We start from the raw sequence: 13,399 nt of genomic DNA on the forward strand, positions 1-13,399 counted from the left end.
GGCTTCCAGCTCCCGGGCCGGTCGCGGGCCCGGAAGCGACGGCCCGTCTTGGACGAGCCCGGACCCCGGATGCAAGCGCGACGATGGGCCGGCGCCGGGACTCAGGCCTGCGTGCCGGTGGTGGCGGGGCCGTCGAGGTCGGCGACGATGGCGCGGCGCTCGCTCTCGTCCTCGGCCAGGCGATGGACGTGCATCTCCGTGGCGCCGCTGTTGCGGGCGCGGGCCACCCAGTTCTGGAGGCGCTCGCGCGGCGTCTCGCCGGCGGTGGAGAGGGCCACCAGTTCGGCGACCCCGGCCGCGTCCCGGCGCACCGCCATCACCACCGCCTCGCCCATCTCCGCCAGATCGGGCTCGACGAGGTCGTGGACGCCGACCACGTAGCGGCGGCCCGAATGCCCGCGCCAGGCGCTGAGCGTCAGCGCCGGCGTCCCGCGCAACCCGGCGGTCGATCTCAGGCGTTCTTCGCGCACGTCCATGCTCCGCGACCTATCGTCCCGCAGGTCGCGCAGGGCGGCCGACCAGGACAGAGCTCTCTTGTTCGCCATTTGTTCTAAAATAATCTTAACCGTTTCCGAGCGTCAAGGCCGACGCCCGCCTGCACCGGAAGTGGGGATGCGGCGGGTTATCCACAAGCGTCTGACCGAGTCGGAAGCGGCGGCGGCGCGCCCTGCGAGAGTCCACGGCGGAGATGGGTGACGAACGGGTTATCCACAGGCACACCCCGATCGCGGCGGCGGTGGGAGAACCCGCCGCCGCGACCGAGTGGGCGCCGCCCTCAGGCGTGGTCGTTCTGGCCGGCGATGCCCTTGGCCCGGCGACGGCGCCGGACGATGATGTTGAGGGTCTCCACGCCCGCCGAGAACGCCATGGCGGTGTAGATGTAGCCCTTGGGCACATGCGCCCCGAACCCTTCCGCGATCAGCGTCATGCCGATCATGATGAGGAAGCCCAGCGCCAGCATCACCACGGTGGGGTTGGCCGCGATGAAGCGCGACAGCGGATCGGCGGCGAGCAGCATCACGGTGACCGCGGCGAGCACGGCGATGACCATGATCGGCACGTGCTCGGTCATGCCCACCGCCGTGATGATGCTGTCGATGGAGAACACGAGGTCGAGGACCAGGATCTGCCCGATGGCGGCGGCGAACCCGATCTGCATCTTGCCCCCGGTCTTGTCCTCGGGCTCGGGGTCGACCGAATGGTGGATCTCCTGGGTCGCCTTCCACAGCAGGAACAGGCCGCCGGCGATGAGGATGAGGTCGCGCCAGGAGAAGCCCTTGCCGAACACCTCGAACACCGGCGCGGTGAGCTGGACGATGTAGGCGACCGAGCCGAGCAGGCCGAGCCGCAGCACCAGCGCGAGGCCGATGCCGATGCGGCGTGCCTTGGTCTGATGCTCCTCCGGCAGCTTGTTGGTGAGGATCGAGATGAAGATCAGGTTGTCGATCCCGAGCACGATCTCCATCACCACCAGGGTGGCGAGGGCGGCCCAGGCGGTGGGGTCTGAGGCGAGTTGAATCAGGCTGTCCACGGCGTCAGGCTTTCGTACCGAAGGGGAAGGGAATGGGCACGCCGGCGATCATCGGCGGCAGGGTCGCGGGATCGGGGGCGAAGATGCGCAGAATGCCGGGCACGACCTTGAAATGGGCCGGCGTCACGGTGGTGAGCTCGCCGTCGGTGTTGACTTGGCGCGGGCGCCGGGTGCGCACCACGATCTCCGTGGTGGAGAAGGCCCGCACGTCGGCGGCCCGCCCCTGGGTGCCCTTGCGCAGGGCCGGCAGCAACGCCAGGAGCCGCCACCAGTGCGCGACCTCCAGGCTGTAGAAATCGAGCTTGCCGTCGTCGACCCGCGCGGTCTCCTCCACGGTCATCCCGCCGCCGTAGTGGCGACCGTTGCCCACCGAGACCTGGATGGTGGTGACCTTTTCCCGGATCCCGTCGTGCTCGAGGATCACCGTGAAGGGCCGGACCCGGCGCAATACCCGGATGGCGGCGATGGCGTAGCCGAGGGTGCCCCAGGTCTTCTTCGATTCCGCGGTGAGGTCCCCGGCGAGTTCCGCCGAGAAGCCGATGCTGGCGACGTTGAAGAAGTAGTGGCCGTTGACCCAGCCGAGATCGGCCGGGCGCGCCTCCTCGGTGGTGATGAGCTGCGCGGCGGCGACCGGGTCGGTGGGCAGGTTCAGGGAGCGCGCCAGATCGTTGGCGGTGCCGAGCGGCAGGATGCCCAGCGGCAGCCGGGTCTCGACGAGGGCGGGGGCCGCCGCATTCATCGTGCCGTCGCCGCCGCCCAGGATCACGAGATCGCACTCCCTGGCGTGGCGCTTGATCAGGGCGGTGCAATCGCCCTCGCCGGGCGGCTCGAACGGCGTGATGCCGCCCTCCACCAGCGCCGCGCGAATCGCGTCGAGGGGAGCGGAGCCGTTGCGGGCGTTGGGATTGACGAGGAGAAGGGCGCGGCGCCCCTGCGAGGGGGCGTTCACCACGACGGCGTCTCCGATCGGAAAGGCGTGCGTCGGGCCGCCGGCACAGGTCGGCCGGACGGGGCGAGCGGTCGGGCCCGGTCATATCGAATCACGCGCAACACCATCCCCCCGGTGCGGTCGCACCACCCTGACGGCGGCACCACGGCAGAGAAGGGGTCCGACATCACGGTCGACACGTCCACCGCCAGAGGGGCCCGGACCCAACGCCACCACAGGTGGGTGTTAGCTCGGCCATGACAAGGCCGTCGAGCCTCGAAGGCGAGCGCGGGACCGGATCGACGTTCATCGGCCGTTCGATACCGGGCAAAGCGGGGAGAACCGCCTTTCGCGACACGGTCATGGAACCATTTCGCGCCGATGTCCCGTTTAGTGGTGAGGAGCGGGCCGCCGCATCGATGTCCGGCGGACGGCCGACCCGACCCTGGCCCCCGACGTATCCGGTGTTGATCCCATGCGCGACCGTCTGATGTTCGCCTCCGCCGTCCTGGTCGCCGGGGGCCTTGCCGTGGCGCCGGCCATCGCGCAGACCGGATGGGTCGACCCGCCGGCCAAGGTACAAGGCCAACCCGCCGCCGAGGCACCGACACCCGTCGCTCCGCCCGCCCCACAGCCGAGTGCCGAGCCGCGGGCCGCGGCGCGAACGACCGAGCCGAGCCCGGCGGCCGTCACGGAATCGCCGGCGAGGCCCCGCCGCGAGGCGCGGCGCCCGGTGCGCCCCGGCCAGGACCGTCTCGTGTTCACGCCGCCCGCGGCGGCAGCCGCCCCGGGCCCGGGCGTCGACGACCCGCGCTTTCCCGCGTGGGCGGGCAAGGCCCAGCGCCTGACCCTGGATTACCTCGACAGCGTCTCGGCCTCCAACGAGGCGAGCCTGGCCGAGGCGCCGCGCTTCTACGCCCCGCAGGTGCGTCGGTTCGGGCGGACCGTCTCCCTCGCCGCCGTGATCGCCGACAAGCGCCGGTTCGCCAGCCGCTGGCCCGAGCGGCGCTATGCCGCCCAGCCCGGTGCGATCCGCACCTCCTGCAACGCGGCCATGAAGGTGTGCATCGTCCAGGCCACCTATGATTACAGCGCCCGCAATCCCGCCCGCGGCACCCGCACGCAGGGGGTCGGCGAACTGGTGCTGGAGATCAGCTTCGCCGACGACCGTCCGGTGATCGTGTCGGAATCGGGCCGCGTCCTGCGCCGGGCGGCCTCCGCGTCGCTGGTTGACGCGCGAACCAAAGCCGGCGCCTAAGACGGGGCTCATGTCCCTCGACGCCAACGACCCGGCCGACACCCGTCCCACCGACCCGCTCCTGCCGGAGCGGGATGCCGCTTGGGACGCCGACAGGGCCGCGCTTCGCGCGCGGATCGCGGCGGCGGTCGGTAACGCCCGCCCCCACCCCATCGCCCGCCATACCCTCGCGCTGCTGGTGGAGGCGCAACTCGCCCACGCCCCCGTACCGGCGGATGGTTCAGACGCGCACGACGGCAGTGTCGAGGTGGCCCTGGCGGCGATGCGCTCGCGCCACCCCGACCTGTTCCTGCCGCCCGAGCCCGAACCCGTACCGATCGCCGTCGAACCTACCGTGGCGGCGAAGGCGCCCGGCCCATCGATGCTGTCTTCGCTCGCGCCGTCCCCGGCCAGGCTCGCCGCCATGACGGAACGGGGCCGGGCGCTCGCCACGGCCGCCCGGAGCCGTCTCCTGACGATGGGTGCCGCGGCCAGGACGCGCCTGTCCCGCGAACGCCCCGCCCGGATGGGTCCGGAAGCGGCATCGGCCGAGCCGCCGTCGGTGGCTGCGGCGATGGCGGCCTCCACGGAGGTCTCGCCTTCGGCGATGTCGGCGCCCGCCCCGGCCGTGCCCCCGGTATCCTTGCCGTTGGCGGATCGCAGCCGGCGCCGGGGCGCGGGCGACCTCTCCGTCCGCGCGGCCGATCGCGGCCGCCGGACCTGGTACGGCCTGCGCGACGGCCTCGGCGATGCGGTCGGGCCCGGCGGAAGCCTGCGCCGCCCGTCCGCCGTCATGGCGCTTGCCGCCGTCGCCTGTGCCGGCCTCCTCGTCGTCCTGCTGCGGGGGGACGGCGACCGGCCTTCCCCGGCCCCGGCGGCGACGCCGTCCGTGCAGACGCCCGCCGCCGAGACTCCACCCGCCGCCGCGCAGACGCCGCCGGCCTCGCAGCCGCCCTCCGCTTCGGCCCGCCCCCAGGCCGCCCCGCCCGACGACGAGCCCGCCCCCGACGACGCGCCGATGCAGGCCGACGTGGTGCCCCAGGCCGGCGAGATCACCGGCCCGGCGGAGGTCGTCGACACCGCCACCCTGAAGATCGGCGGCCGGGTGGTGCGGCTGTTCGGCGTCGCCTTCGTACGCGGCGGCCAGACCGAGGAGCTGACCCGCTACCTCGGCAAGCGTTCGGTCACCTGCCGGCCCGTGGCGGGCAGCGAAGCGCACCTCTGCGCGGTGGACGGACGCGACCTCTCCGAGGTCGTCCTGTTCAACGGCGGCGGCCGCGCCTCGCCCGAGGCCACCCCCGACCTCGTGGCGGCCGAGGACAGGGCCCGCACCGAGCGCCTCGGCGTCTGGGCGCGCTGACGGCGGCCGGCCGCTCCTGCGCGATGGGTTCGTGCCGGGTCCGCTTGCGCCGGTCCGGTTCGGCGCTTACGCCCCTTGCGCTCAAGCCCGGCCGCGAGGCGCGATATCGATGACCGCTGCGTCCCCCTCCACCGCGCTCGCCGCGACGCTGGCCCGGCGCGGCGTGCACTACGGATGGGTGGTGGCCGCGGTCACCTTCCTCACGATGCTGGTGACCGCGGGCGCCGTCGGCGCGCCGGGGGTGCTGATCCTGCCGCTGCAGCGCGAGTTCGGCTGGGACACCGCCACGATCTCGGCGGCCCTGGCGATCCGCCTCGTCCTGTTCGGGCTGATGGGGCCGTTCGCCGCCGTCCTGATGAACCGATACGGGCCGCGCCGGATCGTGTTGTGCGCGCTCCTCCTCATCGCCGGCGGGATGCTGCTGTCGCTGGGGATGAGCCAGGTCTGGCAGCTGGTCCTCCTGTGGGGTGTGGCGGTGGGCGTCGGCACCGGGCTCACCGCCCTGGTGCTCGGCGCCACCGTGGCGACGCGCTGGTTCACGGCGCGGCGCGGCCTCGTGGTCGGCCTCCTCACCGCCAGTTCGGCCACCGGCCAGCTCGTGGTGCTGCCGGTGCTCGCCGCCCTCACCGAACATTGGGGCTGGCGCGCCGCCCTCCTCCTCGTCTGCAGCCTGCTGGTGCTCACGGGTCTGGCCGTCCTGCTCCTGATGCGCGACCGGCCCGAGGACCTCGATCTGGCACCCTACGGCGAGGCAGCAGCGGCCGGGGCGGCGCTCGCCCCCGTCGATGCCGGCGGGGCCATCGCCGCCCTGCGCGAGGCGGCGCGCACGCGGGTGTTCTGGGTGCTGTTCGCGACCTTCTTCATCTGCGGGGCCAGCACCAACGGCCTCATCCAGACCCACTTCATCCCCCTGTGCGCCGACTACGGCATCAGCCCGATCCAGGGTGCCGGGGTGCTGGCGGCCATGGGCGCCTTCGATTTCATCGGCACCGTCGCCTCGGGCTGGCTGTCGGACCGCTACGACAACCGCTGGCTCCTGTTCTGGTACTACGGCCTGCGCGGCATCGCCCTGATGTGCCTGCCGTTCTCGGATTTCACGCTGATCGGCCTGTCGCTGTTCGCGGTCCTCTACGGCCTCGACTGGATCGCCACGGTGCCCCCCACCGTGCGGCTCACCGCGGCCCGGTTCGGGCGCGAGAAGGCCAACCTCGTGTTCGGGTGGATCTTCTGCGGGCACCAGCTCGGGGCGGCCGGCGCCGCCTACGGCGCCGGCCTGTCGCGCGACGTCCTGGCGAGCTACCTGCCGGCCTTCTTCACGGCCGGAGCCCTGTGCCTGTTCGCCGCCGCCGCCATCATGACCCTCGACCGGGCGAGGCCCGCGAGCGCCCGGTAGGCCTCAACCCATTTCCGGTTGATCACGTCGTGATGCGGACATGGGCTTCGCTCAGGCGCCGCGCGGGCTCGGTGATACGGTCCACGCTTGATCCAAGCGGCAAACCGTATCAGCCGATGCGCAGCCGGGTCCTGGGGCCGAGCCGGCGCAACAGGCGCAGGAGGTCGGCCCGGGCCAGGGCGACGCAGCCCTCGGTGGGCGGATAGCCCGGCCGGGCCACGTGCATGAAGATCGCCGAGCCGCGGCCGGGGCGGATCGGCCCGCGGTTGTAGTCGATGTCGACGACGAGGTCGTAGAGCCCGTCGCCGCGCCACATCTCCTCGGCGCTCACCCCCGGACAGGGCAGCGTCAACGGCCGGTTGTAGCGGCGGTGGGACGGAGCATCGCACCAGCCGTCGTGCGAGCGCGTCGCGCGGATCGGCAGCAGGGTGGCCGGACGCACCGTGAGACGGTCGGGCCGGTACGCGGCCGCACGCAGGCGGAACCGCCCGCGCGGCGAGGCGCCGTCGCCTTCGCGCTTGACGGTGCCGATCCCGCTCCGGCCCAGGGCGCAGGGAATGACCGAGGGGCCCACCAGCAGGTGGCCGCGGCGGCGGTCGCCGACGAGCGGACGCACCCGGATCACGGCGAGGGCGACGGCGCGGACGGCCTTCGGGTGCGGGATCGACCGGACAGGAGGGGACATGACGCGTCGGAGTGCCATCGGGGCCGGATTGCGGGGCGGCCGGGCGGTTGAAACTTGCACCCGGCCGTTCACGTATGGAAGACAACGAAGGCTGTGGGCAACCGCTGCGCTCGACGCATCCGGGATGATTTCCTGCTGGGCGAAACGCGCTAGTGTGGGATGCGTCGAGGGGTCCGTGAGGCGGGGCGGCACCCTTGGGCAGGGCATCTACCCTGGGCGGGGCATCTCCCTCGAGCGGGGTGACACGCCCGGCCAGGATGTCCGACCCCGGCTCGTTGTCGTCGTCGCGGCCGTTCGGCCCGGCCATTTTCGATCGACCCGTCCTCGCGCCCCGTTCCGTGCGCGGATCTTCGCCTGTCGCGTGTGGAAGAGTGTTGCAGCCGATGCCGAACGCCTATCGCCTCCTGGTCTGCGACGACGACGCCTCGCTGCGGGAGACGCTCACCGAGCAGCTCGACCTGTCCGAGGAATTCGTGGTGCTACCCGAGGCCGACGGGGCGGGCGCCATCGCCAGGGTCGCCTCGGACCGGATCGATCTTGCGGTGATGGACGTGCGGCTGCCGGACATGGACGGACGCGAAGCGGTCCGGGCGATGCGGCGCAACGGCTATCGCGGGCCGGTGATCATGCTCACCGCCCAGGTCTCTGAGGAGGATACCGTCGAGGGGCTCGAGGCGGGGGCCAACGACTACGTCACCAAGCCGTTCAAGTTCGCCGTGCTGCTCGCGCGCATCCGCGCCCACCTGCGCAGCCACGAGGCGAGCGAGGACGCGGTCTTCCAGATCGGCCCCTACACCTTCCGCCCCGGCGCCAAGCTCCTGGTGGGCGACCGCGGCTCCAAGCTCAAGCTCACCGAGAAGGAGACCGCGATCCTGCGTTTTCTCTACAGGGCGGGCCGCGAGGTCGTGGGCCGCGAGACGCTGCTCGCCGAGGTCTGGGGTTACAACGCGCAGGTCACGACCCATACGCTGGAGACGCATATCTACCGCCTGCGCCAGAAGATCGAACCCAACCCGGCCCTGGCCGCGATCCTCGTGACGGAATCCGGCGGCTACAAACTGTTGCCTTGACGTTTGCACACGGTCCCGGACCTTCGCGCGTGGCGGTCCCCATCGCGGTGCGGAATGGGCGGGGCGGCGAGATCGGCCTGCGGGCGAGACGGTGAAGGGACCGCGTGACGGTGGGACTCGACGACGACATCGCGATCCTGTCCGCCGCCCCGCTGTTCCGGTTCATGGGCCGGGATGCCCTGCGGCTGCTGTGCTTTGCGGCCGAACGGCGCAGCCTGGCCGCGGGCGACGTTCTCTACGCCCGCGACGAGCGCGCCGACGGCGGCTTCGTGGTGCTGGCCGGTGCCATCGCGGTGGCGCCCCGCCGGGCCGGCGGCGAGCCGGTGGTGGCCGGCCCCTCGGCGCTGATCGGGCGCCTTTCCCTGTTCCTGCGCGGCGAGCGGCCGAGCGAGGCGCGGGCGAGCGTGCCCTCGGAGGTCCTGCGCATCACGCCGACGCTGATGCGCCGGGTGCTCCAGGAGTTCCCCGACGCCGCCGCCGCCATCGAGGCCGACCTCACCGAGGATCTCGTCGCCTTCACGCGGGACCTCGACGGGGTGCGGCCGCGGTTCGAGGGGCCTTGAGACGCGTCCCATGCCTGGAGACGCGTCCAGGACAATCGGGTGAAACACGATTGTCGACCCTCCGGGCGCGAAGAGCGCCCCGCGGAGCGGGCTTTGCAGGACATCCGTCCTGCAAAGCATCGAGCGGAGCGATAGCCAAGGCCGCGGAGGCGGCCGCCGGCGCTTGAGGCCCGGCAAAAACACAGGGCCATCGGGTTCACCCGATTGGCCTGGAGACGCCTCCTGCGGCGGGTGACAGGGCCGACCGGCTTTTGTAAGCACGGGCTCGTCTGCCGCCACCCGGAAAATCCCGACATGTCCGCCCCCAGCGCCCACGCCGACCTCGCCGCCACCATCGAGACCGCCTGGGAGGACCGGGCCGGGATCGACGCGGGCACCAAGGGTGCCGTGCGCGACGCCGTGGAGACGGCCCTCGAACTCCTCGATTCCGGCAAGGCGCGGGTGGCCGAGAAGGCCGGCGAGGAATGGCACGTCAACCAGTGGCTCAAGAAGGCGGTGCTGCTGTCGTTCCGCCTCAACGACATGGAGATCATCCACGGCGGCCCCGACGGCGCCAACTGGTGGGACAAGGTGCCCTCCAAGTTCGAGGGCTGGAAGAAGAAGCAGTTCCGCGAGGCCGGCCTGCGGGCGGTGCCCGGGGCGATCGCCCGGCGCGGCGCCTACATCGCGTCCGGCGTCGTGCTGATGCCCTCCTTCGTCAACCTCGGCGCCTATGTGGACGAGGGCACCATGGTCGACACCTGGGCCAGCGTCGGCTCCTGCGCGCAGATCGGCAAGCACGTCCACCTCTCGGGCGGCGTCGGCATCGGCGGCGTCCTGGAGCCGATGCAGGCGAGCCCCACCATCATCGAGGACAACTGCTTCATCGGCGCCCGCTCCGAGGTGGTCGAGGGCGTCGTCGTCGGCGAGGGCAGCGTGCTCTCCATGGGCGTCTACATCGGCGCCTCGACGAAGATCGTCGACCGCACCACCGGCGAGGTCTTCTACGGCCGGGTGCCGCCCTATTCGGTGGTCGTCTCGGGCACCATGCCCGGCAAGAAGCTCCCGGACGGCTCGGCCGGCCCCGGGCTATACTGCGCGGTGATCGTCAAGCGCGTCGATGCGGGCACCCGCGCCAAGACCGCGATCAACGAACTCCTGCGGACCTGACGGGACGCCGGCCGCCCCGCGCCTCGGCGCGGGACTGTCCGGGGATCGCGGACGGGCCTGCGATCCCTTTCGACGGAATCGTCGTGACCGACCTCGCGACTGTCCGCCGACGCTGTCGACGATCGCTTCGTCATTCATCCCGCCAACCGAATGCCGCGTCGCGGACCGGTGCCTCAGCCATCCGAGGGGTCATGATCGAGCCGGCACGTTCCGCCCGCAGCTTCAGCCTGACCATCGACGGGCGCACCCTGTCGATGCCCTGCGACGTGGTCGGCAGCGGCCCCGACGCCCTGCTCCTGCCCGCCCTGTCGTCGATCTCGGCCCGCTCCGAGATGTGGCCGCTGGCGCGCGACCTCGGGCACGACTACCGCTGCCTGATCCCCGACTGGCCAGGGTTCGGCAACCAGGCCCGCGTACCGCTGCCCATGAACCCGGGCACGATGCACGCCTTCCTCGACGCGTTGTTCGTGGCCAAGCCCGGCCCCTACGCGCTCGCCGTGGCGGCGGGCCATGCCGGCCCCTACCTCATGGCGGCGGCCCGCCGGCATCCCGGCCTGTTCAAGCGCATCGTCCTGGTCGGACCGACCTGGCGCGGGCCGCTGCCCACCGCCATGGGCCAGGAGCGGCGCGGCCTGTTCAAGGCCCTGCGCCGCCTCGTCGAGGTACCCCTCGTCGGCGACGCGATCTACCGCATCAACATCAGCCGGCCGGTGATCGGGCGGATGATGCGCGCCCACGTCTATGCCGACCCGGACCACGTCACCCCCGGCGTCATCGCCGACAAGCACGCCATCACCCGGCAGATCGGCGCCCGCTTCGGCACCGCCGCCTTCGTCACCGGCGGGCTCGACCCCTGCGCGAGCCGCGAGGCCTTCCTGTCGCTGTTCGAGGGGCCCGGCCTGCCGCCGGTGCTGGTGCTGCGGCCCGAGCGGGCGCCGCGCCGCTCGGGCGCGGAGATGGACGCCCTCATCGCCACCGGCCGGGTCAGCCGCGAGACGGTCCCGGGGGCGCTCAGCGCCCACGAGGAATATGCCGGCGAGGTCGCCGAGGCGATCCGCGGGATCGGGTGAGGCGGGATCGGGGCAGCTCCTCTCCGCCGGACCGCGTCGGCCTCAGCCGCCGATGGCGCCGCGCTTGAACCCGAACCCCGGGACCTCGCAGCCGCAGGGCGCATTGATCGGCGCCGGCCGCGTCATGCAATTGCCGCGGGCGGTGACGCAGATGCCGCCGCCGCGCGGAGCCCGGTCGAACCGATCGTCGTCGTAGCGCGACCGGCGCCGCTCGTAGCGATCCTCCTCGTAGCGCGGACGGCGGCGCTCGTAGCGGTCCTCGTCGGAGCGCCGCTCTTCGTAGCGGCGGGGCCGGTCGTCGTCGTAGCCCCCGCCGTACTGGGCCTGGGCGCTCACGCCGCCGGCGAGGGTCAGGGCCGTCGTGGCCGCCAGGAGGATGCGCTTCACCGTCGTCGTCTCCGGATCTCGTCGGCGGGTCTCGCCGCCGTATGTCGACGGTCACGGTGGTAGCGCGGGCGAGATGAACGCGTGATGAGGCCGCCGGGCGGCACCACATGGGGTCAGCCCCCCGCGCCCCGGCGAACCATGACGGTTGCCGTGGGCGGGTGGCCTCGCTACCTACCATGGCCGTCATCGGCGCGGCCCCTCGTCCCGTACACCCGCGTCGTCCCGAAAATCCCATCGACTTTTGCAAGAGCGCGACACCCCCGCCATGGAGCTTCTCAAGCTCGCTGCCCTCGACACCGAGGACCTCGCGGTCGTCTCGGCCCACCTCCAGGATGCGATCCTGCGCTCGGGCGACCTCGCCTATCTGGCGGGCGCGCATCGCTTCGTGCTGGTGGCGCGCCGGTTCGACTGGTCGGCGGCGCCCGGCGAGGCGCCGCGCCGGCGGCTGACGGGGGTGCATTTCGAGCGGGTGTTGGGCGTGCGCGGCCGCGGGATCGTACCGGGCGCGGATTCGGACGCGACCCTGAGCCTGCTCGCCGTCACCTTCGAACCGGGCGAGGCGCCTTCCGGCACCGTGACCCTGGTCTTTGCCGGCGGCGCCGCGATCCGGCTCGACGTCGAATGCATCGAGGTGCGGATGAAGGACCTTGGCCCGGTCTGGGAGGCGGAAGGGCGCCCCGACCACGAGGCGGCCGAGGCCGGCCGCGCCGCCATCGAAGGACGCACCCCATGATCCGCCTCGATTCGTCCCAGGACGGGTTCGCCGAGGAGTTCCGGCGCCTGCTCAGCGTCAAGCGCGAGATCTCCGAGGAGGTCGACGACACCGTGCGGGCCATCATCGCCGGCGTGGTGGCCAGTGGCGACGACGCGCTCGTCGACTACACCCGCCGCTTCGACCGGCGCGGCGAGGAGTTCACCGCCGCCTCCCTGCGCGTCACGCCCGCCGAGGTCGATGCGGCGATCGCCGCCTGCCCGGCCGAGACCCTCGACGCCCTGGCCCTCGCGGCGGAGCGGATCGAGACCTTCCACCGTCGCCAGGTGCCGCAGGACCACCGCTCCACCGACGAACTCGGGGTGATGTCGGGCTGGCGCTGGACGGCCCTCGAATCGGTCGGCCTCTACGTACCCGGCGGCACCGCGAGCTATCCCTCCTCCGTCCTGATGAACGCCATCCCCGCCCGCGTCGCCGGGGTGCCCCGCGTGGTCATGGTGGTGCCGATGCCCGAAGGGCAGATGAACCCGCTGGTGCTGGCCGCCGCCAGGCTGGCCGGCGTCGACGAGATCTACCGAGTCGGCGGCGCGCAGGCGGTGGCGGCGCTGGCCTACGGCACCCCGACCGTCGCGCCCGTGGCCAAGATCGTGGGGCCCGGCAACGCCTGGGTCGCGGCCGCCAAGCGCCGGGTGTTCGGGCAGGTCGGCATCGACATGATCGCCGGCCCCTCCGAGGTGCTGATCCTGGCCGATGCCCACGCCAATCCGGACTGGATCGCGGCCGACCTGCTGGCCCAGGCCGAGCACGACGTCGCGGCGCAGGCGATCCTGATCACGGATTCCGCCGGCCTCGCCGATGCCGTGGAGAACGCGGTGGAGCGCGCGCTCGTCACCCTGCCGCGCGCCGGGATCGCCCGGGCGAGCTGGCGCGACTACGGCGCCATCCTCGTGGTGCGCGACTTTGACGAGGCGGTGCCGCTGGTCGACCGCCTCGCCCCCGAGCACCTGGAGATCGAGACGCAAGACGCCGAGGCCCTGGCGGACCGCATCCGCAACGCGGGCGCGATCTTCCTCGGCAGCCACACCCCGGAGGCGATCGGCGATTATGTCGGCGGCCCCAACCACGTGCTGCCCACCGCCCGCTCGGCGCGGTTCTCCTCGGGCCTCGGCGTCCTCGACTTCATGAAGCGCACCACGATCCTGCGCTGCGACGCCGCCGCCCTGCGGGCGCTGGGCCCCGCCGCCATCGCGCTCGGACGCTCGGAGGGCCTCGACGGCCATGCCCGCTCCGTCGCCATCCGTCTGAACCTGTGAG

14 protein-coding genes are annotated in these 13,399 nt (G+C 72.5%); 9 read left to right on the top strand and 5 right to left on the bottom strand.

All coding sequences use genetic code 11. From position 1 onward, the window contains the following. Positions 1–101: 101 nt before the first annotated feature. The 3 genes from ASF39_RS10065 to ASF39_RS10075 form a co-directional block, all read right to left on the bottom strand. Complete coding sequence (locus tag ASF39_RS10065; RefSeq protein WP_338011780.1) at positions 102–470, bottom strand: hypothetical protein; 369 nt, start codon at positions 468–470, stop codon at positions 102–104. 305 nt (positions 471–775) lie between these two features. After that, on the bottom strand, positions 776–1,531 hold the full coding sequence (locus ASF39_RS10070; protein WP_056283300.1) for a TerC family protein: 756 nt from the start codon (positions 1,529–1,531) through the stop codon (positions 776–778). Positions 1,532–1,535: 4 nt separating this feature from the next. Further along, positions 1,536–2,480: a lipid kinase gene (locus tag ASF39_RS10075; protein WP_056283576.1), complete on the bottom strand. Its 945-nt coding sequence runs from the start codon at positions 2,478–2,480 to the stop codon at positions 1,536–1,538. Positions 2,481–2,934: 454 nt separating this feature from the next. Between ASF39_RS10075 and ASF39_RS10080 the strand changes: the two genes are divergently transcribed. The 3 genes from ASF39_RS10080 (at position 2,935) to ASF39_RS10090 (ending at position 6,449) form a co-directional block, all read left to right on the top strand. Beyond that, positions 2,935–3,717, top strand: a complete 783-nt coding sequence (locus ASF39_RS10080) for a hypothetical protein (RefSeq protein WP_056283303.1) — start codon at positions 2,935–2,937, stop codon at positions 3,715–3,717. Between the two features lie 10 nt (positions 3,718–3,727). Beyond that, on the top strand, positions 3,728–5,056 hold the full coding sequence (locus ASF39_RS10085; RefSeq protein ID WP_056283307.1) for a hypothetical protein: 1,329 nt from the start codon (positions 3,728–3,730) through the stop codon (positions 5,054–5,056). Between the two features lie 109 nt (positions 5,057–5,165). Continuing rightward, the gene (locus tag ASF39_RS10090; protein ID WP_056283310.1) at positions 5,166–6,449 is read left to right on the top strand and encodes an MFS transporter; all 1,284 of its coding nucleotides are present in this window, start codon (positions 5,166–5,168) and stop codon (positions 6,447–6,449) included. Positions 6,450–6,558: 109 nt separating this feature from the next. Here the strand turns inward: ASF39_RS10090 and ASF39_RS10095 are convergent, their stop codons facing one another. Continuing rightward, complete coding sequence (locus tag ASF39_RS10095; protein ID WP_056283314.1) at positions 6,559–7,134, bottom strand: L,D-transpeptidase family protein; 576 nt, start codon at positions 7,132–7,134, stop codon at positions 6,559–6,561. A 383-nt stretch (positions 7,135–7,517) separates the two neighbouring features. Between ASF39_RS10095 and ASF39_RS10100 the strand changes: the two genes are divergently transcribed. The 4 genes from ASF39_RS10100 (at position 7,518) to ASF39_RS10115 (ending at position 10,986) form a co-directional block, all read left to right on the top strand. After that, positions 7,518–8,204 (top strand): response regulator transcription factor, encoded by a 687-nt coding sequence (locus tag ASF39_RS10100; RefSeq protein ID WP_055886899.1) that lies wholly within the window; start codon positions 7,518–7,520, stop codon positions 8,202–8,204. Between the two features lie 110 nt (positions 8,205–8,314). Continuing rightward, on the top strand, positions 8,315–8,767 hold the full coding sequence (locus tag ASF39_RS10105; protein ID WP_056283580.1) for a cyclic nucleotide-binding domain-containing protein: 453 nt from the start codon (positions 8,315–8,317) through the stop codon (positions 8,765–8,767). 294 nt (positions 8,768–9,061) lie between these two features. After that, the gene (gene dapD / locus ASF39_RS10110) at positions 9,062–9,916 is read left to right on the top strand and encodes a 2,3,4,5-tetrahydropyridine-2,6-dicarboxylate N-succinyltransferase (RefSeq protein ID WP_055886902.1); all 855 of its coding nucleotides are present in this window, start codon (positions 9,062–9,064) and stop codon (positions 9,914–9,916) included. A gap of 191 nt (positions 9,917–10,107) precedes the next feature. Beyond that, positions 10,108–10,986 carry an alpha/beta hydrolase gene (locus ASF39_RS10115; protein ID WP_056283318.1) on the top strand — a complete coding sequence of 293 codons (879 nt, stop codon included), beginning with the start codon at positions 10,108–10,110 and terminating at the stop codon, positions 10,984–10,986. Positions 10,987–11,028: 42 nt separating this feature from the next. Here the strand turns inward: ASF39_RS10115 and ASF39_RS10120 are convergent, their stop codons facing one another. Then, positions 11,029–11,373: a hypothetical protein gene (locus ASF39_RS10120; RefSeq protein ID WP_244472341.1), complete on the bottom strand. Its 345-nt coding sequence runs from the start codon at positions 11,371–11,373 to the stop codon at positions 11,029–11,031. Between the two features lie 265 nt (positions 11,374–11,638). Here ASF39_RS10120 and ASF39_RS10125 point away from each other — a divergent pair, with 265 nt between their 5' ends. Together ASF39_RS10125 and hisD are read left to right on the top strand one after the other, a co-directional pair. Next, positions 11,639–12,106 (top strand): DUF2948 family protein, encoded by a 468-nt coding sequence (locus ASF39_RS10125; protein WP_055886906.1) that lies wholly within the window; start codon positions 11,639–11,641, stop codon positions 12,104–12,106. Next, positions 12,103–13,398 (top strand): histidinol dehydrogenase, encoded by a 1,296-nt coding sequence (gene hisD, locus ASF39_RS10130; RefSeq protein WP_056283322.1) that lies wholly within the window; start codon positions 12,103–12,105, stop codon positions 13,396–13,398. Before ASF39_RS10125 ends, hisD begins: the two co-directional genes overlap by 4 nt. Position 13,399 lies beyond the last annotated feature (1 nt).

The organism is Methylobacterium sp. Leaf108 (genome assembly GCF_001423265.1).
In the GTDB taxonomy this organism is placed as follows: domain Bacteria; phylum Pseudomonadota; class Alphaproteobacteria; order Rhizobiales; family Beijerinckiaceae; genus Methylobacterium.

Bases quoted from the DNA above. Each gene is read 5' to 3' on its own strand.
- ASF39_RS10080 (WP_056283303.1), top strand. From the start codon at position 2,935: ATGCGCGACCGTCTGATGTTCGCCTCCGCCGTCCTGGTCGCCGGGGGC.
- ASF39_RS10085 (WP_056283307.1), top strand. From the start codon at position 3,728: ATGTCCCTCGACGCCAACGACCCGGCCGACACCCGTCCCACCGACCCG.
- ASF39_RS10090 (WP_056283310.1), top strand. From the start codon at position 5,166: ATGACCGCTGCGTCCCCCTCCACCGCGCTCGCCGCGACGCTGGCCCGG.
- ASF39_RS10095 (WP_056283314.1), bottom strand. From the start codon at position 7,134: ATGTCCCCTCCTGTCCGGTCGATCCCGCACCCGAAGGCCGTCCGCGCC.
- ASF39_RS10100 (WP_055886899.1), top strand. From the start codon at position 7,518: ATGCCGAACGCCTATCGCCTCCTGGTCTGCGACGACGACGCCTCGCTG.
- dapD (WP_055886902.1), top strand. From the start codon at position 9,062: ATGTCCGCCCCCAGCGCCCACGCCGACCTCGCCGCCACCATCGAGACC.
- ASF39_RS10115 (WP_056283318.1), top strand. From the start codon at position 10,108: ATGATCGAGCCGGCACGTTCCGCCCGCAGCTTCAGCCTGACCATCGAC.
- ASF39_RS10125 (WP_055886906.1), top strand. From the start codon at position 11,639: ATGGAGCTTCTCAAGCTCGCTGCCCTCGACACCGAGGACCTCGCGGTC.
- hisD (WP_056283322.1), top strand. From the start codon at position 12,103: ATGATCCGCCTCGATTCGTCCCAGGACGGGTTCGCCGAGGAGTTCCGG.